Source organism: Streptomyces sparsogenes subsp. cuspidosporus (assembly GCF_039532705.1).
Taxonomy (GTDB): Bacteria; Actinomycetota; Actinomycetes; order Streptomycetales; family Streptomycetaceae; genus Streptomyces; species Streptomyces sparsogenes.
In genome coordinates, this window is the sequence record NZ_BAAASD010000043.1 from 21072 (window position 1) to 42377 (window position 21306).

The 21306-nt window shown below is 73.5% G+C and carries 17 protein-coding genes and 1 riboswitch; of the genes, 10 read left to right on the top strand and 7 right to left on the bottom strand.

Annotation, left to right across the window (positions count from 1 at the left end; translation table 11 throughout):
• Nucleotides 1-169: 169 nt before the first annotated feature.
• Nucleotides 170-1204: an LAETG motif-containing sortase-dependent surface protein gene (locus ABFY07_RS34505; protein WP_346178279.1), complete on the bottom strand. Its 1035-nt coding sequence runs from the start codon at nt 1202-1204 to the stop codon at nt 170-172.
• 933 nt (nt 1205-2137) lie between these two features.
• Between ABFY07_RS34505 and guaA the strand changes: the two genes are divergently transcribed.
• The 4 genes from guaA to ABFY07_RS34525 all read left to right on the top strand — a co-directional run bounded on the left by guaA (nt 2138) and on the right by ABFY07_RS34525 (nt 6705).
• Nucleotides 2138-3715: a glutamine-hydrolyzing GMP synthase gene (guaA, locus tag ABFY07_RS34510; protein ID WP_346178280.1), complete on the top strand. Its 1578-nt coding sequence runs from the start codon at nt 2138-2140 to the stop codon at nt 3713-3715.
• A gap of 166 nt (nt 3716-3881) precedes the next feature.
• Nucleotides 3882-4709 (top strand): class II aldolase/adducin family protein, encoded by an 828-nt coding sequence (locus tag ABFY07_RS34515; protein WP_346178281.1) that lies wholly within the window; start codon nt 3882-3884, stop codon nt 4707-4709.
• Nucleotides 4710-4800: 91 nt separating this feature from the next.
• A complete protein-coding gene (locus ABFY07_RS34520; protein ID WP_346178328.1) occupies nt 4801-6075 on the top strand; it encodes a hypothetical protein in 1275 nt (424 codons plus the stop codon).
• A 60-nt stretch (nt 6076-6135) separates the two neighbouring features.
• Nucleotides 6136-6705, top strand: coding sequence for a DoxX family protein (locus tag ABFY07_RS34525; RefSeq protein ID WP_346178282.1), 570 nt, complete (start codon nt 6136-6138; stop codon nt 6703-6705).
• 11 nt (nt 6706-6716) lie between these two features.
• On the opposite strand, the gene ABFY07_RS34530 is transcribed toward ABFY07_RS34525, so the two are convergent.
• Together ABFY07_RS34530 and ABFY07_RS34535 are read right to left on the bottom strand one after the other, a co-directional pair.
• The gene (locus ABFY07_RS34530) at nt 6717-7010 is read right to left on the bottom strand and encodes a hypothetical protein (RefSeq protein ID WP_346178283.1); all 294 of its coding nucleotides are present in this window, start codon (nt 7008-7010) and stop codon (nt 6717-6719) included.
• The gene (locus tag ABFY07_RS34535) at nt 7007-8335 is read right to left on the bottom strand and encodes a PspC domain-containing protein (protein WP_346178284.1); all 1329 of its coding nucleotides are present in this window, start codon (nt 8333-8335) and stop codon (nt 7007-7009) included. The genes ABFY07_RS34530 and ABFY07_RS34535 overlap by 4 nt, the downstream gene beginning before the upstream one ends.
• Before the next feature lie 151 nt (nt 8336-8486).
• Between ABFY07_RS34535 and ABFY07_RS34540 the strand changes: the two genes are divergently transcribed.
• From ABFY07_RS34540 to ABFY07_RS34550, 3 genes are all read left to right on the top strand, one after another.
• Nucleotides 8487-10193 (top strand): serine/threonine-protein kinase, encoded by a 1707-nt coding sequence (locus tag ABFY07_RS34540; RefSeq protein WP_346178285.1) that lies wholly within the window; start codon nt 8487-8489, stop codon nt 10191-10193.
• 123 nt (nt 10194-10316) lie between these two features.
• Nucleotides 10317-11585 carry a PspC domain-containing protein gene (locus tag ABFY07_RS34545; RefSeq protein WP_346178286.1) on the top strand — a complete coding sequence of 423 codons (1269 nt, stop codon included), beginning with the start codon at nt 10317-10319 and terminating at the stop codon, nt 11583-11585.
• Nucleotides 11582-12460, top strand: a complete 879-nt coding sequence (locus ABFY07_RS34550) for a LuxR C-terminal-related transcriptional regulator (RefSeq protein ID WP_346178287.1) — start codon at nt 11582-11584, stop codon at nt 12458-12460. Before ABFY07_RS34545 ends, ABFY07_RS34550 begins: the two co-directional genes overlap by 4 nt.
• Before the next feature lie 128 nt (nt 12461-12588).
• Here ABFY07_RS34550 and ABFY07_RS34555 read toward each other — a convergent pair whose 3' ends face one another.
• From ABFY07_RS34555 to ABFY07_RS34565, 3 genes are all read right to left on the bottom strand, one after another.
• Entirely contained in the window at nt 12589-13278 is a 690-nt protein-coding gene (locus ABFY07_RS34555; RefSeq protein ID WP_346178288.1) for a lipoprotein, read from the bottom strand.
• Nucleotides 13279-13428: 150 nt separating this feature from the next.
• Nucleotides 13429-14487, bottom strand: coding sequence for a homoserine dehydrogenase (locus tag ABFY07_RS34560; RefSeq protein ID WP_346178289.1), 1059 nt, complete (start codon nt 14485-14487; stop codon nt 13429-13431).
• 95 nt (nt 14488-14582) lie between these two features.
• Entirely contained in the window at nt 14583-15629 is a 1047-nt protein-coding gene (locus ABFY07_RS34565) for a C40 family peptidase (protein ID WP_346178290.1), read from the bottom strand.
• Between the two features lie 311 nt (nt 15630-15940).
• Here ABFY07_RS34565 and ABFY07_RS34570 point away from each other — a divergent pair, with 311 nt between their 5' ends.
• On the top strand, nt 15941-16294 hold the full coding sequence (locus ABFY07_RS34570) for a hypothetical protein (protein WP_346178291.1): 354 nt from the start codon (nt 15941-15943) through the stop codon (nt 16292-16294).
• A gap of 79 nt (nt 16295-16373) precedes the next feature.
• A complete protein-coding gene (locus ABFY07_RS34575) occupies nt 16374-17078 on the top strand; it encodes a L,D-transpeptidase (protein ID WP_346178292.1) in 705 nt (234 codons plus the stop codon).
• Between the two features lie 144 nt (nt 17079-17222).
• On the opposite strand, the gene ABFY07_RS34580 is transcribed toward ABFY07_RS34575, so the two are convergent.
• On the bottom strand, nt 17223-18380 hold the full coding sequence (locus tag ABFY07_RS34580) for a C40 family peptidase (RefSeq protein ID WP_346178293.1): 1158 nt from the start codon (nt 18378-18380) through the stop codon (nt 17223-17225).
• Nucleotides 18381-18388: 8 nt separating this feature from the next.
• Nucleotides 18389-18560: riboswitch (cyclic di-AMP (ydaO/yuaA leader) on the bottom strand.
• 155 nt (nt 18561-18715) lie between these two features.
• Here ABFY07_RS34580 and pcrA point away from each other — a divergent pair.
• Nucleotides 18716-21226: a DNA helicase PcrA gene (gene pcrA, locus ABFY07_RS34585; protein ID WP_346178294.1), complete on the top strand. Its 2511-nt coding sequence runs from the start codon at nt 18716-18718 to the stop codon at nt 21224-21226.
• Nucleotides 21227-21306 lie beyond the last annotated feature (80 nt).

Genomic DNA, 21306 nt, shown 5'->3' on the forward strand with positions numbered 1-21306 from the left:
GCCCGGCAAAAGCCTGGGAAGCCGGTCTGCGCTCCGTTCCTTTTCCAGGCCCGTAACGGCCGGCTCGACCCGATCAGCCTGGCCTGCGCGACGCGCGAAGGGGCCGCCCCCGGCAGGGGCGGCCCCTTCCCGTGCAGCCCGGCGGCTCAGGCCGCCGGGTCCCGAGGCGTTACGCCGCGGCGGCACCGCTGCGGCGGCGGCGCACCACGAAGACCGCGCCCGCGCCCGCGGCCATCGCGACGCCGCCGATGACGGCGATCGTGGGCAGGGCGGAGGAGGAGCCCGTCTCGGCGAGGTGGCCGGTGGGGTTGATCTTCGTGTCGCCCTGCGGCTTGGGGAGCGGCTTCTTGCCGCCCTGGGGCTCGGGCTTGGGCTCGGCCGGCGGGATGTGGCCGGGCTTGGAGCCCGCGGGGAGCACGTCGAACTCGTAGTAGTCGCCGGCCGAGAAGACGCAGTTGCCCTCCTCGTCCGCGTACACGCCGAAGGTCAGCGCGTAGCCGAAGCCGTCGCCGAGGGCCTTGGCGGAGACGCTCAGCCGCATGTCGATGGTGATCGTCTCGTGCGCGCGCACGTCGGTGTAGCCGAGGTAGCCCGCGCCCGGGTCGTTCTCGTCGGTGGAGATGGACTCCCAGGCGCCGGTGTCCGGGTCCTTGTACTGCAGGGTCAGGAACTTGCCGGTGCCGTCGGGGTGCTTGGAGTCCGCGGTGCCGGCGAAGACACCGAGGTCCACGCGCTTGAAGGCCTTGTCCGAGTCGTTCTCGACCTTGAACGTGAAGTTGTGGAACCCGCTGCCCGCCACGACCTTCGACGGCAGCCCGGAGATGGTGGTGCTGAGGTCGGGGTCCTCGTTCCACGAGCCGTCGTCGTTGCACTCGTCGCCCGGCGTCGGGTCGTCGGTGGGCTTGTCGGTCGGCGGGGTGGTCGAGGGGGTGCCGGTGCTGGGCGTGGCGGTGGGCGACTTGGTGTCGCTCGGGTTGTCGGTGGTCGGCGGCGCGGTCGGCGGCGCGGTGTCCGTCGGCGTGTCGGTGGGCGACGGGTCGCCGGTGGGCGCGGTGGTCTCGGACGGCTGCTCGGTGGGCGTGACGCTGGTGCTCGGGTCGGCCGACGGCGACTCCTCCGCGAAGGCGGCGGGCGCCGCGAGCAGTGCGGCAGGGACTATGGCGGCCGTCGCTGCGGCGGTCGCCAGGGCGCGGCGAAGCTTCATGAAAGACCTCTTCTGGGTCTGTGCGTGCCGTTGGGGGACCCGGCGGCGCGCAGTGGAAGGCCGTCGCGTGTGGGGCGCGGTCTGGCCGTGCGTTGCACGTACATGACCAGCCAGGTGGCTGAAAGGTTGCTCCCCTGGTTGCTCACAGAATGGTCACAGAAACAACCGGCCAAGATCACAGATCCTGGTCGAGATCACAGGCCCCCAGGGGGCGCGCAGTCCCCGCGAGAGGCCCAGAAGCCGCGAAGGGCCCCGGGAGCCGCCCGAGCGGGGCGGTGTCCACGGGGCCCCAGGCGGTCGGCACCGGCGTCAGGGCAGCGCCGGTGCCGAAGGGCGGCGCCGGGGGAGCGCCGCTGGCCTTCGGTGCCCGCTGGTCACACGGGTGGTGCGAACAGGGGGTGGTGCGAATCAGGGGTGGTGCCAGTGGTGCGAGGGCGCGAGTGGCGCGAGGAGAAGGGGACGCACGCCCATGTGATCGGACCCATGACGGTGGGAAGGTCCGGGGCGTTCCCCCTCGGTGCGTCGTGTCTGTGCATCGTGGTGGATACGGCGCTCCCGGCGCAACCGTTTCGACCGGATACGGTCGGTCCCAGGCGTCCCCGGGACCGACCGTTCTTTGGGGTGGTGACCGGGCTGCTGTCCCCTGCTGACCGGTCACCTCGCCGAAGCGAGGTCCCACGACGCGCGCCGCCTGAATCACCGCAGGGGCCGCGTCTCATCGCTTCGGCGGATCTGAAGCCACGCGTGGATTTTTTCCGGGCCGCTCCTGGCTGGCGCGGACACCGGGCTCAACGAAGCGACTGACGGGCCGGTCACGTGGCGTACGGGTGACGCTGTGTGACGGCGCGAGCCCCGAAAGCGCCGATGACGAGCCCGTTAGAATCGAAGTCCAACCCCCAGATCCACCGCAATCACCGCCGGAAGGCCGCCGAAGTGCCATCAGCGTCCCCTGCTGCCGCCCCCGACACCGTTCTGGTCGTCGACTTCGGCGCGCAGTACGCCCAGCTCATCGCCCGTCGCGTCCGCGAGGCCCGGGTCTACAGCGAGATCGTCCCGTCCACCATGCCGGTGGCCGAGATGCTCGCCAAGAAGCCGAAGGCGATCATCCTCTCCGGCGGCCCCTCGTCGGTCTACGCGGAGGGCGCGCCCCGCGTGGACCGCTCGCTGTTCGAGGCCGGGATCCCGGTCTTCGGCATGTGCTACGGCTTCCAGCTCATGGCCACGACGCTCGGCGGCACGGTCGACAACACCGGGGCCCGCGAGTACGGCCGTACGCCACTGACCGTGACCAAGCCCGGCTCCACCCTCTTCGAGGGCACCCCGGCCGAGCAGACCGTGTGGATGTCGCACGGCGACGCCTGCTCGGCCGCCCCCGAGGGCTTCACCGTCACCGCCTCCACCGACCTGGTGCCGGTCGCCGCCTTCGAGAACGACGAGAAGAAGCTGTACGGAGTGCAGCACCACCCCGAGGTGATGCACTCCACCTACGGCCAGCAGGTGCTGGAGCACTTCCTCTACCGGGGCGCCGGGCTGGAGCCGAGCTGGACCACCACCAATGTGGTGGAGGAGGCCGTCGCCGCCATCCGTGAGCAGGTCGGCGACAAGCGCGCGATCTGCGGCCTGTCCGGCGGCGTGGACTCCGCCGTTGCCGCCGCCCTCGTCCAGCGGGCCATCGGCGACCAGCTGACCTGCGTGTACGTGGACCACGGGCTGATGCGCAAGGGCGAGTCCGAGCAGGTCGAGAAGGACTTCGTCGCGGCCACCGGCGTCCAGCTCAAGGTCGTGGACGCCGAGGAGCGCTTCCTGACCGCGCTGGCCGGGGTCTCCGACCCCGAGGAGAAGCGGAAGATCATCGGCCGGGAGTTCATCCGGGTCTTCGAGCAGGCCCAGGCCGAGATCATCGCCGACGAGGGCCCGGCCGTGGAGTTCCTGGTGCAGGGCACCCTCTACCCGGACGTGGTGGAGTCCGGCGGCGGCACCGGCACCGCCAACATCAAGTCCCACCACAACGTGGGCGGGCTCCCGGACGACATCGAGTTCAAGCTGATCGAGCCGCTGCGCCGGCTGTTCAAGGACGAGGTGCGGATGGTCGGCCAGGAGCTCGGCCTCCCGGACGAGATCGTCCAGCGCCAGCCCTTCCCGGGCCCCGGCCTGGGCATCCGTATCGTCGGCGAGGTCACCAAGGAGCGGCTGGACCTGCTGCGCGAGGCCGACGCCATCGCGCGCGAGGAGCTGACCGCCGCGGGCCTGGACCGGGACATCTGGCAGTGCCCGGTGGTGCTGCTCGCGGACGTCCGGTCGGTGGGCGTGCAGGGCGACGGCCGCACCTACGGCCACCCGATCGTGCTGCGCCCCGTCTCCTCCGAGGACGCCATGACCGCCGACTGGTCGCGGCTGCCGTACGACGTGCTCTCGCGGATCTCGACGCGGATCACCAACGAGGTGGACGAGGTGAACCGCGTGGTCCTGGACATCACCAGCAAGCCCCCGGGCACCATCGAGTGGGAGTGATCCCCCACCCCCACCCTCTGGCACCACGCCGACGCCGCCGTCCCCTCTTCCGGGGCGGCGGCGTCGGAGTGTCCGGCCCTGTCACAGCTCTGGCGTCCTGTGATACCCCCGGGTAGCTTCCGCTCCTAGCCCTGAGAGCAGCAGCGCGCCAAGGAGTGAGCCGCCGATGCCCCCGATGCCGCCCGTGCCGCCGAAGACCCCCGTGCCGCCGACGCCCCCGGAGCCGATCCCCACCGACCAGTTGCACTTCACCCTCCCGCCGCAGCACGCCTCCCCCGAGGACGAGCGGCGCCACCGTAAGGAGCGGCTCGCCGCCGCCCTGCGCCTCTTCGGGCGGTTCGGGTTCGAGGAGGGCGTCTCGGGCCACATCACCGCGCGGGACCCGGAGTTCACCGACTGCTTCTGGGTGAACCCCTTCGGGATGTCCTTCGGCCACATCACGGTCAGCGATCTGATCCTCGTCAATCAGGCGGGGCGGGTCGTCCAGGGGCGCCACCACGTCAACCAGGCCGCCTTCGTCGTTCACTCGTCCGTGCATCAGGCGCGGCCGGACGTCGTGGCCGTCGCGCACTGCCACTCGCCGCACGGCCGCGCCCTCGCGGCGCTCGGCGAGCTGCTGGAACCCATCACCCAGGACGCCTGCGCCTTCTTCGAGGACCACGCGCTCTACGACCGCTACACCGGCGTGGTCGTGGACGAGGCGGAGGGGCGGGCCATCGCGGCCGGGCTGGGCCCGCACAAGGCCGTCATCCTGCGCAATCACGGTCTGCTGACGGTCGGCGACTCGGTCGACGCCGCCGCCTGGTGGTTCATCGCGATGGAGCGCTCCTGCCAGGTGCAGCTCGCCGCGAAGGCCGCGGGCAAGCCGGTGCTCATCGACCACAGGAACGCCGCGCTGACCCGTGAGCACCTGGGCACCGACCTCGTCGCCTGGATCAACTATCAACCTCTGTACCAGCAGATCACCCGCGGTGAGCCGGACCTGCTGAGCTGAGACCCCCCGAGTTACGGCACAATCCCCAGTCAAGACATGTCAGTTGGGACCAGCACCACTGACCCGGGAGAACGACGAGCGGGAGAGCCTCGTGGCGGTGAACACGGCGGACGACGCCACGACGGCAGGCAGCCATCAGCACAGCGGATGCGCATGCGGCGACTGCGCCCGCGAGGGGCACCGGCGGGCGGTGGCCGCGTTCCTGGCCCTGCGCGACCGGTTCGCGGCCGGGGAGGGCCTGCCCGCCGCGCTCGCGCACTCCGCCGAGGCCTCCCGGCAGTGGGTGTCGGACGAACTGACGCAGGCGGCCCGTACGACCTGGGACACCGGCCGCGCGGAGAGCCTGGCCTGGGGCGGGGCGGTACGGCGGCGCACGCTGCTGGTGGTGTGGGGCGCGGTCGGGGCGCTGCTGATCGGACAGCTGGCCACGGCCGTCGGCGCGGGCTGGTCCGCGGCACGCACGGCCGCCCTGACCGTCGCGCTGCTCGCCGCCGGCCTGCTGACCCTCGCCGCCCGGCTGCACCGCGGCAGCGGCGGCCCGCTCGCCCCGCTGGTCGGCGAGGACAACCGCCTGTCCACCTCCCGGGCGGTGGCCGCCGCGTGGCTGCTGTTCGCGGTCTTCGCGGTGCTGATGCTCGCGGTGGAGCTGGCCTTCGCCCCCGGGGCGGCGGAGCGCACCGCCGACGGGCTGGCCCCGGGCGGCGCCGCGGCGCTGCTCACCGTCACCGCCCTGACCTGCCTGGCCGCGGTGGCCGCCCGGCTGGTCGTGGCGGCCCGGGTGCGGACGCAACGGCTGCAGAAGGTGCGGGCGCTGCGCCCGCGCGCCGCGGATCTGCTGACCGACGACGCGGGCCGCGGCAGCCTGGCGGACGCGCAGTACGTGGTGGTGCACGCGGCCGCGCTCGTCTTCGCCGCGGTGCGCCTGGCGCGCGAGCCGTGGCGGCTGCCCGACCTGTCGTGGGGCCTGGCGCTGCTGGCGGCCGTGTCGGTGCTGATGTATCTGGCCGGGAAGTACGCGGAGGGCGGGCGGCCCACGGTGCTCTCGGTGGTCCGGGTGCGGCCCGACGAGGGCGGCTTCGACCGGGACGCGCCGATCCGCACCGGCGACGACATCGAGATCCGCGGCAGCGGCTTCGTGCCGCCGGGGGCGCAGGAGCCGGACCGGCTCGCCCGGATGGTGGTGCGCATCGGGGCGGTGCATGTGCAGGTGCCGCTGGTGCCGGTCGCCGGGGGGTTCGGCAATCCGACCGACACGGTGCTGACCGTGCCGGTGCCGGTGGACGTGGAGCCGGGGCGGGTGGAGGTCCAGGTGGTGACCGCGGCGGGGGCGGAGACCAACCGTTACCCGATCGACGTTCTGGACTGAGTCGCCGGCCCGCGGCCTCCGTAAGGTTTTGTTGACCGGGCAACGGGAGAGGCGGGCGTCATGAGGCATGCGGACAGAACGGTCGGGGCGGGCTCGGGCCGGCTGGGCGGCGTGGGCGGGACAGGCGCGGGCGGGCGCACCGGCGGGGGCGGATGGCGGGACACCGCCGCGCGGTACGCGCTGCTGCCGCTGCGCCTCTTCCTCGGGGTGACGTTCGTCTACGCGGGGATCGACAAGCTGACGGACTCGGCGTTCCTGGCCGACAGCGGCGACGGCTCGGTCGGTGCGCTGATGCGGCAGGTGCGCGACTCGTCCGCGGTGCCGTGGCTGGTCGACCTGGCGCTCAAGGACCCGTCGGCCTTCGGGTACGCCATCGCCTTCGGGGAGCTGGCGGTGGGGCTCGGCACGCTGGTCGGGCTGCTGGCGCGGCTGGCGGCGTTCGGCGGCGCCCTGATCTCGCTGAGCCTGTGGCTGACGATCAGCTGGCAGTCGGATCCGTACTACTACGGAAACGATCTGGCGTATCTGATGGCCTGGCTGCCGCTGGTCCTGGCGGGCGCCCCGTATCTGTCGCTCGACGTGGTCCTCTCCAGGCGCCGCAGGCGCCAGGGCGCGCAGCTGTTCACCTGACGGCCGGCCGCTCAGCCGGCTGCCTCCTCCCGTTCCTCCCGTTCCTCCCGCTCCTCCCATGCCGCCCGGCCCCGGGCCCGGCCCCGGGCCCGGCCGCGCTCGGCGCGCCGGGCGCGGCGCATCCGGGCGCCGAAGGTGAGCGCCGAGACGAGCCCCGCCAGGCACAGCCCGGCCACGAGCGGGGGCAGCGGCGCGAAGGGCGGGAGGTCCGCCTCCCCGGCGGCGTCGAGGGCGTACAGGAGGCCCGCGGCGAGGACCACGAGTCCGGCGATCAGCTTGCCCGGCTCGAACGGGTGGCGGTTCACGAGCGGGTCACCTCCACAAGGCCCACGCCGATCTCCAGGTCCAGCCGCAGGGTGCCCCGGGCGGCGCGGCCGTCGGGCGGGTCCACGGTCACGGTGCGGTCCTCTCCCGGCTTGATGTCGATGTCGTCGCTCTGCTCGCCCGGCAGCCGGATGTCGCCGACGCCCATGTGGATCGACAGCTCCAGCCGCGCGTCCTCGGGCACCGTGACCGCCAGCTTCCCGGCGCCGACCTCGGCGTGCGTGGTGACGGTACGGCCCTTCTCCAGCGCCAGCCGGTCCAGCTTCAGCTCGCCCCAGCCGCCGCCCAGTTCGTACGAACCGCGCACGGCCGCCGGGGAGGCGGGCGCCCAGGTGCGGTGGGTCCAGTCGGTGGGGACGGACTTGGGCAGCCAGGCCGCGCCCGCCAGCAGCGCGCTCGTCAGCACGGCCAGCACGATGGTGCCCGCGCCGGTGCGTCCGTAGCGGGAGCTGACCGCGATGCCGAGCCCCAGGACGCCCAGCGCGCCGGCGAGCCCGATCTCCAGGCTGGTGCCGAGCGGCTGGGAGGACCACGAGGCGCCCGTGCCCACCGCGGCGGCCGCCAGGGCGAGGAGGAACAGGCGGCCGCCGATCGACGCGCCCCTTTCCTGGGACGCCCTGCGGAAGCGGCGGGACCAGTCCCGCCCGGCGCCCTGGGCGTCGTCCGGACGGCCGTCCGACCCGTCGTCGGGGCCCCACAGATAGCCGGACTCCCAGCCGACCGGGCCCGTCGTGCCGTCCTTGACGATCGGGTCCCGCCACCAGGACGGGCCGCCCCAGGCCGGCGGCGGGGCCTTGGTCTCGGGGGGCGCGTCGGCCACCGCCCGCTCCGTCGCGGGATCCACCGCGCCCTCGCTCTCCGCCTGGCGCCGGTGGTGCGACCAGTAGCCGGCGCCCGCCGCGGCGAGGGAGAGCAGGACGGAGAAGAAGATCACGCTGCCGCTGTTGAGCATGGATAGGAACAGCCCGCAGCCGACCAGCGCGCACAGCACCGCGGTGAGCGCCGGGCCCTCCACCCGCCCCGACAGCAGCTTGCGGCCCTCGTTCTCCTCCTCGCCCCGGAGGGGGACCAGCAGCCAGCAGAAGCCGTACACGATCAGGCCGAGGCCGCCGGTCACGGCGAGCACGGACAGCACCACCCGGAAGATCACCGGGTCCATGTCGCAGAACCGGCCGAGCCCCCCGCACACGCCCGAGATCACCTTCTGATCGCGGCTGCGGCGCAGCGGCGTCCGGCCCCCGGGGCGCGGATCGCCGGGCGCTGCCCCGCCGTGGGGCGGGCCGGTGACGGTGGGTGCGTCGGTCATGCCCACCATGGTGACAAGCGGGCGGGCCCGGCGGCATCCGTCACAACCCTGGCCCTTCCCTGAGATCGTCCCCGAGTGCGCGGCGGCTATCGTGGCGGATCGAACGTATGCGGGGGGCCACGGCCAGCCGGGGGAGCGGGAGGGGCACACGGTGTCAGAGGCAGGGCGGCTCATCGCCGGGCGGTACCGGCTGGCCGAGCAGATCGGCCGTGGGGGCATGGGAACGGTCTGGCGGGCCCAGGACGAACTGCTGGACCGCCAGGTCGCGTTGAAGCAGCTGCACATCTCCCCCCATCTCACCGACGACGAGGTCACCACCCTCTTCGAGCGGACCCGCCGCGAGGCGCGCAGCGCCGCGCGGATCGCGCACCCCAATGTGGTGGTGGTCCACGACGTGGTGGAGGACGCGGGGCTGCCGTGCATCGTGATGGAGTACGTGCCCTCCACCACGCTGGGCGATCTGCTCAAGAGCGGCCGGACCGTCACCCCCGACGAGGCGGCCCGGATCGGCCGGGGAATGATCGCCGCGCTGCGGGCGGCGCACGCGGCGGGGGTGCTGCACCGCGATGTGAAGCCCGGCAACGTCCTCCTCGGCGAGGACGGCCGGGTGGTGCTCACCGACTTCGGCATCGCCATGGCCACCGGCACCTCCACGCTCACCAAGACCGGGGAGGTGGTCGGCTCCATCGACTACATCGCGCCCGAGCGGATCAGGGGGCGCACCCCCGGGCCCGCCTCGGACCTGTGGGCGCTGGGCGCGACGCTGTATCAGGCGATCGAGGGGCGGCCGCCGTTCCGCAAGGCCACCCCGATCGAGACCGGGTACGCGATCGCCGTCGACCCGCTGGAGCCGCCGCTGCGGGCCGGGCCGCTGACGGGGCTGGTGGAGGCGCTGCTGGCCAAGGAGCCGGAGGACCGGCCCACGGCGGAGCAGACCGAGAGGGCGCTGCGCGGCCCGGCCGGGCTGCCGGAGACGAAGTCGATGCCCAGGCCGGACCCGATGGCCGAGACCACCCGGCTGGCGGTCGCGCCCGTGCCCCCGGCCGATCCCGCGCCCACCCCCACGCCCACGCACGCTCCCACGCACAGCCCCACGCCGCACACCCCCACGCCCATGCCCGGGTCCGCCTTCCCGGCCCCGCCCGGACCCCCGAACCCGTACCCGTCCCCGGCGGCGGCCGGGGGCGGCGGCAACGAGGGCGGCGGCCGCCGGGGCCGTACGGCGCTGTGGAGCGCGGTGGTGGCGGCGGTGGCCGTGGTCGGGGTGGCGGTCGGGGTGTATCTGGCGGGCGTCGACTTCGGCGGGGGCGACGACGACGGGGCGCGGCCCGGCCCCAGCGGGTCGAGCGCGTCGAATGCCCCCACGTACACGATCCCGCCGCTGCCCGCCGGCTACCACCGGGTCCAGCTGGAGGAGTTCGGCGTGTCCCTGCCCGTGCCGGACGACTGGAACCGCCAGCCCAACTCCAGCCCGGACGGGACGGTGGACGACACCCAGGAGGTCAGGTTCCTGGACCCCACCCAGAAGGTCAGGCTGATGGTCAACGTGCTCGACTCGGCGGGCCCGAACCAGGTGCGGCACTTCGAGGAGCTCGAGACCAAGCTGAAGGAGACCTACCCCGTGTACGAGCGGATGCGGATGCAGCCGACGAAGTACCGGGGCCAGCCGGGAGCGATCTGGGAGTTCAAGTTCCAGGGGCGGGAGCGCTGGTACCGCGCCATCGACCTCGGCTTCGGCGTGGAGGGCGGCAAGGAGTACGCGATCTACCTGAGCGCGCCCGCGGACGAGTGGGGCGACTACCTGCCGGTCTTCCGGAACGTCAAGGAGGGCTTCAAGATCGAGGACGGTACGTCCTGAGCCGCCTCCCGAGCCCGTGACCCCGGCCCTGTCGGTGACCACCCTGTAGGTGAACACCCTGTCGGGGAACGATCAGGGGCGACCCTGATGCCCGGCGCCCGCCGCACGTGTGACGATCGGGGCATGACCGCCGCCGTGCCCCCCGTCGCCGAGCCGCCCCCGCGCAAGCTGTACCGCAGTGCGGAGGGGCGGATGCTCGGCGGCGTGGCCCGCGGCCTGGCCGGACACCTGGGACTGCCGGTGTCCTGGGTGCGGTTCGTCTTCCTCGCGCTGCTCATGGCGGAGGGCTTCGGCGCGCTGGTGTACGCGCTGTTCTGGTTCGTGGTGCCGCTCGGCGTCGGGGGTGTCGAGGCCGCCCGCCCGGCGTCCGAGCGGGGCCCCGACGGCGGGCGCCGCGTCCTGGCCCGCAAGCCGGACAAGGGCCAGGTCTTCGCGCTCGTCGCGCTGCTGGTCGGCATGGGCGTGTTCGTCGAGCACTTCGAACTCGGCGGCGCCAACGCCTACATCTGGCCGCTGCTGCTCATCGGCGCGGGCGTCGCCCTGGTCTGGCGCCAGGCGGACAACGCGCGGCGCGCCCAGTGGGTCGAGCTCAGCCGCCGCAAGCAGGTGCTGCCCATCGCCCGGGGCGCCGCCGGGGTGCTGCTGGTCGGCGCCGGGGTGACGGGCATCGTCGTGCTCCAGGGCTCGGCCAAGCACCTGGGGGCCGTGCTGCAGGCCGCGCTCGCCGTGCTGGTGGGCATCGCGCTGCTCGCGGGCCCCTACCTGGTGCGGATGGCCCAGGACCTCTCCGAGGAGCGCCTGATGCGCATCCGCGCCCAGGAGCGGGCCGAGGTCGCCGCCCACGTCCACGACTCCGTACTGCACACCCTCACCCTGATCCAGCGGAACGCGGAGGACCCCCGGGAGGTCGCCCGGCTGGCCCGGGCCCAGGAGCGCGAGCTGCGCGCCTGGCTGTACCGGCCGGAGGGCACCGGCAAGGACGAGGCCGAGGAGCCGGACACCCTGGCCGAGGCGGTCAGGAAGGCCGCGGCCGAGGTCGAGGACCACCACGGGGTGCCGATCGAGGTGGTGGTCGTCGGCGACTGCCCGCTGGACGAGAAGCTGGCCGCGCAGCTCCAGGCGGCGCGCGAGGCGATGGTCAACGCCGCCAAGTACGGTGGCGACGGCGGGGCCGTCCAGGTCTTCGCCGAGGTCGAGGGGGCCACGGTGTTCATCTCCGTACGGGACCGGGGCCCGGGCTTCGACCTGGACGCGGTGCCGGAGGACCGGATGGGCGTGCGCGAGTCCATCATCGGCAGGATGCGGCGCAACGGCGGCACGGCGCGGCTGAGGTCCGCGCCGGACGGGGGGACGGAAGTGGAGCTGGAGATGGAGAGGGCGGCGACGACATGACCGAGGCGAGCGGGGCGACGGGCCGTACGGCGAGCGGCGCGACGGGTCGTACGGGGAACGCGACGGGCGGGGCGGCCGGCGAGGCGGGTCGTACGGGGAACGCGACGGGCGGGGCGGCTGGCGCGGCGGGTCGTACGGGGAACGCGACGGGCGGGGCGGCCGGCGAGGCGGTCGGCGCGGCTGGCGCGGCGGACCCGGCGGGTGGGGCGGCGCCGCGCCGGGTGCGGGTCGTCCTCGTCGACGACCACCGGATGTTCCGGACCGGCGTGCAGGCCGAGATCGGGGAGACGGCCCGCACGGGTGTCGAGGTGGTCGGGGAGGCGGCCGACGTCGACCAGGCCGTCACGGTCATCGGCGCCACCCGCCCCGAGGTCGTCCTCCTCGACGTCCACCTCCCCGGCGGCGGCGGCGTCGAGGTGCTGCGCCGCAGCGCCGCGCTGATGGCCGACCCGAACCGGCCGGTGCGCTTCCTGGCGCTGTCGGTCTCGGACGCCGCCGAGGACGTCATCGGCGTGATCCGCGGCGGCGCCCGCGGCTATGTCACCAAGACCATCACCGGCACCGACCTGGTCGACGCGATCTTCCGGGTCGCCGAGGGCGACGCCGTCTTCTCGCCCCGCCTCGCCGGCTTCGTCCTCGACGCCTTCGCCTCCACGGACGCCCCGCCGGTGGACGAGGACCTCGACCGCCTGACCCAGCGCGAGCGCGAGGTGCTGCGGCTGATCGCCCGCGGCTACGCCTACAAGGAGATCGCCAAGCAGCTGTTCATCTCGGTGAAGACGGTCGAGAGCCATGTCTCGGCGGTGCTGCGCAAGCTCCAGCTCTCCAACCGCCACGAGCTGACCCGCTGGGCGACGGCCCGCCGTCTGGTGTGACGCCGGTGCGTCATTAGCCGATCGGTGTCCCCCCGATCTCCGCGGGCCCGCGGAGCGGCCGGCCGCCCCCGCCCGCCCCGGCGGCGGGGGCGGGCGAGTCGTAAGACCCCCTCCCGGGGGCGGGCCCGTCAGCCGTCGGCGCGGGCCATGGTCCGCTTGGCCAGCTCGTACGCGGGCAGCATGGCCTTGTGCTCCTCGGTGTCGAGGCCGCCGAGGTGCAGCACGACGCCGCCCCTCGGGGTGACCACCGCGAGCGCCCGCTCCGGCTTGGGGGTGTCCAGGGACGGGTCGTCGAGGGTGTAGCTGACCTCCGCGGCGGGCAGGTCACCGGCCTTCGCCTCGGTGTACCGGGCGTCGCGGATGTGCTTCTCCCCGGTCATGAACGCCTTCAGCAGCCGCCGGGGCTCGCCGCCGGACGCGGCCTTCCCCTTGTCCCCGGTCCACACCCGCAGAAAGCCGATGTGCCCGGCGGGCTTCGCGTCGATCTCGCAGACGAGGGTCACCGGGCCCTGCTTCACGAGGGTGGAGCCCAGCTCGGGGTCCACGCCCTTCAGCTCCTTCACCGCCTCCGGCTTCCACGACTTGGCCAGCTCGAACCGCACCGGCAGCTCGCACGCCGTCCCCGCGCCGCCCACCTTCCCGCCGGCGGCCGCCACCTCGACCCCGCCGCCCCGGGACCCGCTCCTGCCGCCCTTGCCCCCCTTGCCGTCCCCGCCGTCGCCGTCCGAGTCCGAGGAGCAACCCGTCAGGGCCCCCAGCATGCCGATCACGCCGATCGCCACCGCGGCGCCCACGCCTGCCCGACCAGGTTTGCGCATCGCGCCGTTCCCCGCCTTCTGCACAGAAAAATCGGAAATTCGCCGCAGCATATACGGAACGGGAGCCCATTGACGGGGCGTGACCTGGCTCCAGCGATTGCCCGCGGGCCGGAAGGAGACGCGGGCGACGGGCACCGCGATACGGCCCGGTCAGCCGAAGCCGGGGCGGCGCGGCGCGGCCACGTCGAGGGTGTCCTTCACCATGGCGAGCGCCGCGCCGAGAGGGCTGGAGCGGCCGCCGCTGACCGTGATGTCGCCCGCATCCGGGCAGCCGTAGACCACGGCCTTCTCCGGCCCGGTGAGCGCGTGCAGCGGGTCGCCGGGCGCGGTGCGCTCCAGCCGGACCCGGACCAGCAGCGGCTCGTCGGCGGCCGCGCTCGCGACCGCCCGCAGACGGTGGCCCGAGGCGGCGGCCGCCCGTGCCTCCCGGGCCGTGTCCTCGTCCACCCCCTCGGTCTCGGTACGGACCGCCGAGGCGTCCCAGCCCCACAGCAGGGCCGCCAGCAGCCGCGCCTTCGTGGCGGCGTCGGCGCCGGACAGGTCGGCGCCGGGATCGGCCTCGGCTATGCCGCGCCGCCGCGCCTCGGCGACCGCGTCGGCCAGGGAGTCGCCGGCCGCGAGGCGGTCGAGCACGAAGGTGGCGGTGCCGTTGGGGCAGGCGCGGATCGTACGGCAGCCCAGGCCGCGCACCCCGGCCCTGGCCAGGTCGCCGGCGGGCAGGGCGGCGCCGGTGGCGCCCGAGATCCTGATCAGGCCGCCGCCCTCCGCGGCGGCCACGCCCAGCGCCCGCCAGTGGCTGAGCAGGTGGCTCTTGGTCGCGGTGACGACGTGCACGCCGCGGCGCAGCGCGAGCAGCGTCTCGGCGGCCGCCTGGTCACGCACCTCGGGGGAGGACGGCACGCACTGCACCAGCACCCCGGCCCCCGTCCGGTCCAGCGTCTCGGCCAGCGGCGGCAGCGGCCCCCACGCGGCCCGGGGCGGCGGGGGCGCCCAGGTGTCCGTACCGTCGCCCGGCGGCAGGTACTCGGCCGCGCTGGCCCGTACGGCCGCGAGGCGCAGCCGCACCCCGTGGTCCCGCGCCAGGGCCTCGCCGTGCGCGGCCAGGTGTCCGACGTAGGCCCGGCCGACCGGGCCGTAGCCCGACAGCACGACGGCGGCCGGGGCCGGAGCGGCGGCCCCGGCGGCGGGTTCGGGGGGTTCTTCCGGCACGGTGGGGTCTCCTTCGCGCGGCTCGACGCTGATCGCCGAGAACGCTACGCGGCCGCCGCGGGCGGGATCACGCGGGCGGGTTCACGCGGGCGGGTTCACGCGGGCCGGGTCGCGCCCGCGAAGGGCATCTGGTCGATGGGCGCCACGCGGACGGGCGCGCCGGGGCGCGGGGCGTGGATCATGCGGCCGTCGCCGATGTAGAGCCCGACATGGCTGACGCCGGAATAGAAGAAGACCAGGTCACCGGGGGCGAGTTCGGCGCGGGAGACCCGTCGGCCCGCGTTGATCTGGGTGTAGGTGGTGCGCGGCAGGGCCACGCCCGCGGCCCGCCAGGCGGCCTGGGTGAGCCCCGAGCAGTCGTATCCGTACGGGCCGGTCGCGCCCCAGACGTACGGCTTGCCGAGCGCCCCGTACGCGTACGAGACGGCGCGGGCCGCGCGGCCGGACATGCTGGGCGCCGCGGCGCCGGACGGGGTGTCCCGGCCCGCTTCCCCGGCCGCCTTCGCGGCCCGCTCCGCCTCGTAGCGGCGGCGCTGCTCGTCGGTCAGCCGGTCGAGGAGGGCCTCGGCGGCGGCGAGCTTCTCGCGGGAGTCGCGCTTGTGGCGGGCGAGCGCCCCCTGGCACGCGCGGAGCTGGTCGAGGGTGTGCCGCGCCTCCCCGCGCAGCCGGCGTAACTGCCGGGTCTGGCGGGCGATGCTCGCGACCGCGGCGGCCCGGCGGCTGCCCGCACGCTCGGCGAGCGAGGCCCGGCGCAGGTACTGCTCGGGGGAGGAGGAGAGCGCGAGCCGGAGGGTGGAGGAGACGGTGCCGGAGCGGTACTGGGCGGCGGCGAAGGCGCCCAGCGCGTTGCGCGCGGCGTTCAGCCGCGCCGTCCGGCGGGCCGCCTCGTCGCGCAGCTCGTCGAGCGACTGGCGGGCCTCGTCGGCCTTCTCCTTGGCGCCGTTGTACTTCTCGTTGGCCTCCTCGGCCTCCCGCTGGTAGCGGTCCACCTTCGCCTGCACCTGGGCCGGGGTGGGGCGGGTGTCGGCGTGGCCGGTGCCGCCCATGGCGGTGGCCGCGGCCCCGGCGAGCGCGACCGCGGCGGCTGTCCAGGCGGTGCCGCCGGTGAGCGAGCGCTGCTTGGGCTTCCTGTGCGACGCCACGGCGGCGGGTCACCTTCCTTCGTGTTCCTGTGCGTAACTGCTGGGCGGGTCCGGGCAGGTGGCAGCCTGCCCATGAGGCGGGGACCCTCGATTGACGGGAAGCGGGCTGCCACCTGGAGGAGGAAGCTAGGCGGGCGGGGGCGGGCGGGCGGTGCGATGAACGGGAGTGGACGGTTTCGGTGCGCGGCTGCCCGTAATCGACCGCCCGCCGCCCGGCCCGCCGATGCCTGGGTGGCGGCCGTGACCGAAGTGGCGATCGCGACCCACCCGGCTGTCGGGGGCTGCTATGGGCCGGGCTACGCTCGACAGCCATGGACGTCCTCATTCATGTTTTCGTCGGGCTGCACATCGTCGGCATCGCCGCGCTGCTCGGCGGCTTCCTCGCGCAGCTGAAGCCGATGCGCGCGGGCGAGGGCCGGATGACCCAGGGGATGCTGCACGGCGCCCTGACCATGCTGGTGACCGGTGCCGCGCTGGTGGGGTTCAACCAGGCCGACGACAACAGCGTGAACAACATCAAGATCGGCGTGAAGCTGGCGCTGCTGATCGTGGTCCTGGGGCTGGTCTATGTGAAGCGCGACGAGGAGAGGGTCGAGGCGGCGGCCCTCGGCGCGGTGGGACTGCTGACCACGGCCAACATCTTCATCGCCGTCCTGTGGACCTGACCGTTCTCTGACAGGTTCCGTGCAACCACCTGCCCCCGCTGTCGGTCTTATGGGACAAGGCAGCCGAAGGGAGCGGGCAATGGGGGTAGTTGCGGCATGGAGCCGCCGGGCGGGCCTGGCGTTGGGGGTGGCGGGGATGGTGGTGCCGCTGGCGGTCGCGCTCGGCACTCCGGCGCAGGCCGCCTCGTCGTGCACGACGAGCACGGGGCCGTACCAGAAGCAGGCGGAGAAGTTCCTGGGCCGTCCGGTCGACGGGCGGCAGTCGCGGGCGGACTGCCTGGCGATCCAGAAGTTCCAGGTCAACCACGGCATCAGCCCGACCATCGGGTACGCGGGGCCGGTCACCTGGGGCGTGATGGACCTGATCAACAAGCAGAAGGCGGCGGGGCACAACCCGAACAAGGCGAGGAAGTGCCCCACCAACAAGGGCCGCATCGCCTGCGTGGACCTCACCCGCCAGCTGAGCTGGATCCAGGACGGCTCGCGGCTGAAGTTCGGCCCGGTGCCGGTGCGCACCGGCCGTGACCGGTACGAGACCCGGGGCGGGCTGAAGAAGATCTACTGGCGGGACATCGACCACTGGTCGACGATCTACGACGTGGCGATGCCCTACAGCCAGTTCTTCGACGGCGGCCAGGCCTTCCACTCCATCGCGGGCAGCGTGTGGTCGCCGCCCGGCTCCCACGGCTGCGTCAACATGCGCAAGGCCGACGCCAAGAAGTACTGGAGCATGCTGCGGAACGGCGACGACGTCTTCGTCTACGGCCGCAAGCCCGGCACCTGAGCCGGCCCCCGGGCCCTGGGCGGCGGCGGTCGGCCGCCGTCCGGGGCCCGGGAGCGCGACCGGTTCGACCCGACCGGTTCGACCCGACCGGTTCGACCCGACCGGTTTGACGCGACGGGCTGACCTGCCCGTTGGCGTGACCGGCTACGCCGGGCGGACGCTTCCGTAGATCGGCATCTCGGTGATCGGCGCCTTCTTGACCACATCACCCGGCTTGGGGGCGTGGATCATCATTCCGTCGCCTATATAGAGACCGACATGGCTGATGTCGTCATAGAAGAAGACGAGATCGCCCGGCTGGAGGTCGGAGGTCGACACGCGGGTGCCGACCTTCACCTGGTCCCAGGTGGTGCGCGGCAGTGAGACCCCGGCGGTCTTCCATGCGGCCTGGGTGAGCCCCGAGCAGTCGTAGGAGTTGGGGCCGGTCGCGCCCCAGACGTACGGCTTGCCGAGCTGCGAGCGCGCGAAGGCGATGGCCTTGTCGGCCCTGGTGGAGTGCGAGCCGCCGGAGGTGTCGGAGGACCCCGACGGGGTGGTCGAGCCGGAGCCGCCGCCCTGGTCCTGCTGCTGCTCCCGCTGCCGCTCCGCCGCCTCCCGCTGCTTCCGCGCCAGCTCCGCGGCCTTGCGGCGGGCCTCCTCCGCCTTCTTCCGCTCGATCGCCGCCAGCCGCGCCTTCTCCTCGGCGGTCAGCTCGGACAGCAGCCGGCGGGCCTGGGTGAGCTTGTCCTGGACGGTCTTCTTCCTGGTCTTCAGCTGCTCCTGGGAGCGGGTCAGCGCGGCCAGGGACTCGGTGGCCTTCGCGCGCTCCTCGGCGGCCTTCGCCTGCTGCGACCTGAAGTCGGCGACGGCCTTCTTCTGCCTTTTGGTCAGCCGGTCCATCAGGTGGGACTGGTCGAAGATGCCCTGCGGGTCGGAGGCGAACAGCAGGGTCGCGGTGGAGGAGGCCATGCCGCCGCCGCGGTACTGCGCCGCCGCGTAGGTGCCCAGCGTCCGCTGTGCCTCGTTCAGCTTCTCGGCCCGGTCGGCGATGCCGTCGAGCAGCTTGTCCACCTTGGCGCGCTGCGCGCCCGTGCGCTCCTTGGCCGCGTTGTAGCCCTGGGTGGCGGACTCCGCCTGGTGGTAGAGCGTGTCGACCTTCTTCTTGACCTCTTCGATCGACGGCTTGGGCTTGCCGGGCTCGGCGCTCGCCGTCTGGCTCAGCAGGGTGACGGACGCGAGGGCCGCCATGGTGACGGAGACGGCGGTGCGGCGGCCGGTGGCCGAGTCCAGTGTCCGGGCCCGGGGCTTGCGGTGCGACGCCAAGGGAGGCGACTCCTTCCGTGGACCGCCTACCGGGTTAGCTGTCGGGTTCGGGCGTCGGAAGGCTGCCCTACGGGCCGTGCGGCGGCTGGGTCGCCGCACGGGCCGATTCACCCCGGTGATGCGCGTGGGTCCCCGGCTCCAGCCGCCTCGCGGCGGGGCCGGACTCGGCGGAGACAGCCCGTGCCGGCGCGGTCGCCGACGGGTTCCGGGCCGCCTGACGGTGGACGGTAGCGGGCTTGTGGGGCCCGTGTGAAGCCTGTGTTCGAATTGCCCCGAAACCGTTTCGTGACATCCGTACGTACGCTGTCAGTGCGGCGTCCTAGACTCGGTGAGCGATGAGCAGCCTCTTTGACGACAGCTTCCTGGCGGATCTCGGGCCCCCGGACGAGGAGCCCCCGCCGCCCGAGGACGACGGCCGGCCCGCCGGTGAGGACGTCCCGCACGACCTCTTCGCCGGGAGGTTCGACGCGCCCGCCCCCCGGGAGGCGTACTACCGCGACGGCGCCGCCCGGCCCGCCGTGGACCCGGCCGCGCTGCTCGAGGGGCTCAACGAGCAGCAGAGAGCCGCCGTGGTCCACACCGGCTCGCCGCTGCTGATCGTCGCGGGTGCCGGATCCGGCAAGACCCGGGTGCTCACCCACCGCATCGCGCATCTGCTCGGCGCGCGCGGGGTCCACCCCGGCCAGATCCTCGCCATCACCTTCACCAACAAGGCCGCGGGCGAGATGAAGGAGCGGGTCGAGGAGCTGGTCGGCCCGCGCGCCAAGGCCATGTGGGTATCGACCTTCCACAGCGCCTGTGTGCGCATCCTGCGCCGCGAGTCCAAGAAGCTCGGCTTCACGTCCTCCTTCTCGATCTACGACGCGGCCGACTCCAAGCGGCTGATGGCGCTGGTGTGCCGGGACCTGGACCTCGACCCCAAGCGGTATCCGCCCAAGTCCTTCAGCGCCAAGATCTCCAACCTGAAGAACGAGCTCATCGACGAGGAGACCTTCGCCGGACAGGCGTCGGACGGCTTCGAGAAGACCCTCGCCGAGGCGTACGCGATGTACCAGTCGCGGCTGCGCGAGGCCAATGCCCTCGACTTCGACGACATCATCATGACGACGGTCAATCTGCTCCAGGCGTTCCCGGACGTCGCCGAGCACTACCGCCGCCGCTTCCGGCACGTCCTGGTCGACGAGTACCAGGACACCAACCACGCGCAGTACACGCTGGTGCGCGAGCTGGTGGGCACCGGCCCGGTGGCCGCCGGCGGCGACGGCGGCGAGGGTGACGGCGGCGACGCGATCCCGCCCGCCGAGCTGTGCGTGGTGGGCGACGCCGACCAGTCGATCTACGCCTTCCGGGGCGCCACGATCCGTAACATCCTCCAGTTCGAGGAGGACTACCCGGACGCCACCACCATCCTGCTGGAGCAGAACTACCGCTCCACCCAGACGATCCTCAGCGCGGCCAACGCCGTCATCGAGCGCAACGAGAACCGCCGCCCGAAGAACCTGTGGACCGAGGCCGGCGCCGGCGCCACCATCACCGGCTATGTCGCCGACACCGAGCACGACGAGGCGCAGTTCGTCGCCGACGAGATCGACCGGCTGACGGACGCCGGCGAGGCCCGGGCCGGGGACGTGGCCGTCTTCTACCGGACCAACGCCCAGTCCCGTGTCTTCGAAGAGGTCTTCATCCGGGTCGGGCTGCCGTACAAGGTCGTCGGCGGCGTGCGCTTCTACGAGCGCAAGGAGGTTCGCGACGTCCTCGCGTATCTGCGGGTGCTGGCCAACCCGGAGGACGCCGTCCCGCTGCGCCGGATTCTGAACGTGCCGAAGCGCGGCATCGGCGAGCGCGCCGAGGCGATGATCGACGCGCTGGCGCTGCGCGAGAAGATCACCTTCCCGCAGGCGCTGCGCCGGGTCGACGAGGCGTACGGCATGGCGGCCCGCTCGGCAAACGCGGTGAAGCGGTTCAACGTGCTGATGGAGGAGCTGCGGACGATCGCCGAGTCGGGCGCGGGGCCGGCCACCGTGCTGGAGGCGGTGCTCGAGCGCACGGGCTATCTGGCCGAGTTGCAGGCGTCCACGGACCCGCAGGACGAGACCCGTATCGAGAACCTCCAGGAGCTCGCGGCCGTCGCCCTGGAGTACGAGCAGGAGCGCGGCGAGGAGAACCCGGGCACGCTCGCGGAGTTCCTGGAGCAGGTCGCGCTCGTCGCCGACTCCGACCAGATCCCCGACGACGACACCGAGGGCTCCGGGGTCATCACCCTGATGACGCTGCACACCGCCAAGGGCCTGGAGTTCCCGGTGGTCTTCCTCAGCGGCATGGAGGACGGGGTCTTCCCCCACATGCGCGCGCTCGGCCAGACCAAGGAGCTGGAGGAGGAGCGGCGGCTGGCGTACGTCGGCATCACGCGCGCCCGCGAGCGGCTGTATCTGACGCGGTCGACGATGCGCAGCGCCTGGGGCCAGCCCGCGTACAACCCGCCGTCCCGCTTCCTGGAGGAGATCCCCGACCAGTACGTGCGCTGGCAGCGGACCGGGCCCGCCACCCCGTCGGCGTCGATGGGGGCCGTCGGGGCCGTCGCGGGGGTCGCGTCCTCGCTGTCCTCGTCGCTGTCCTCCTCGCGTGCGCGGGCGGGGGCCGGGGCCGCCGGTTTCGCCACGCGGCGGGCCAAGGAGCGGCCGGTGGTCTCGCTGGCCATCGGGGACCGGGTCACCCATGACGCGTTCGGGCTCGGCACCGTGGTCGCGGTGAAGGGGAGCGGGGACAACGCGGAGGCGACGATCGACTTCGGCGACGAGAAGCCGAAGCGGCTGCTGCTGCGGTACGCCCCGGTGGAGAAGCTGTAGCCGGCTCACCCTCGTCCCGGGGGTGAGCCTGCCTCCGGGGTGAGCCCGCCCCCGGGTGAGCCTGTTTCGGGGGTGAGCTG

What these genes read in the sequence shown, in the direction of transcription:
- ABFY07_RS34515 (WP_346178281.1), top strand. Translation starts at nt 3,882, where the DNA reads ATGCCCCCGATGCCGCCCGTGCCGCCGAAGACCCCCGTGCCGCCGACG.
- pcrA (WP_346178294.1), top strand. Translation starts at nt 18,716, where the DNA reads ATGAGCAGCCTCTTTGACGACAGCTTCCTGGCGGATCTCGGGCCCCCG.
- ABFY07_RS34550 (WP_346178287.1), top strand. Translation starts at nt 11,582, where the DNA reads ATGACCGAGGCGAGCGGGGCGACGGGCCGTACGGCGAGCGGCGCGACG.
- ABFY07_RS34570 (WP_346178291.1), top strand. Translation starts at nt 15,941, where the DNA reads ATGGACGTCCTCATTCATGTTTTCGTCGGGCTGCACATCGTCGGCATC.
- ABFY07_RS34575 (WP_346178292.1), top strand. Translation starts at nt 16,374, where the DNA reads ATGGGGGTAGTTGCGGCATGGAGCCGCCGGGCGGGCCTGGCGTTGGGG.
- ABFY07_RS34505 (WP_346178279.1), bottom strand. Translation starts at nt 1,204, where the DNA reads ATGAAGCTTCGCCGCGCCCTGGCGACCGCCGCAGCGACGGCCGCCATA.
- ABFY07_RS34545 (WP_346178286.1), top strand. Translation starts at nt 10,317, where the DNA reads ATGACCGCCGCCGTGCCCCCCGTCGCCGAGCCGCCCCCGCGCAAGCTG.
- ABFY07_RS34555 (WP_346178288.1), bottom strand. Translation starts at nt 13,278, where the DNA reads ATGCGCAAACCTGGTCGGGCAGGCGTGGGCGCCGCGGTGGCGATCGGC.
- ABFY07_RS34525 (WP_346178282.1), top strand. Translation starts at nt 6,136, where the DNA reads ATGAGGCATGCGGACAGAACGGTCGGGGCGGGCTCGGGCCGGCTGGGC.
- ABFY07_RS34535 (WP_346178284.1), bottom strand. Translation starts at nt 8,335, where the DNA reads ATGACCGACGCACCCACCGTCACCGGCCCGCCCCACGGCGGGGCAGCG.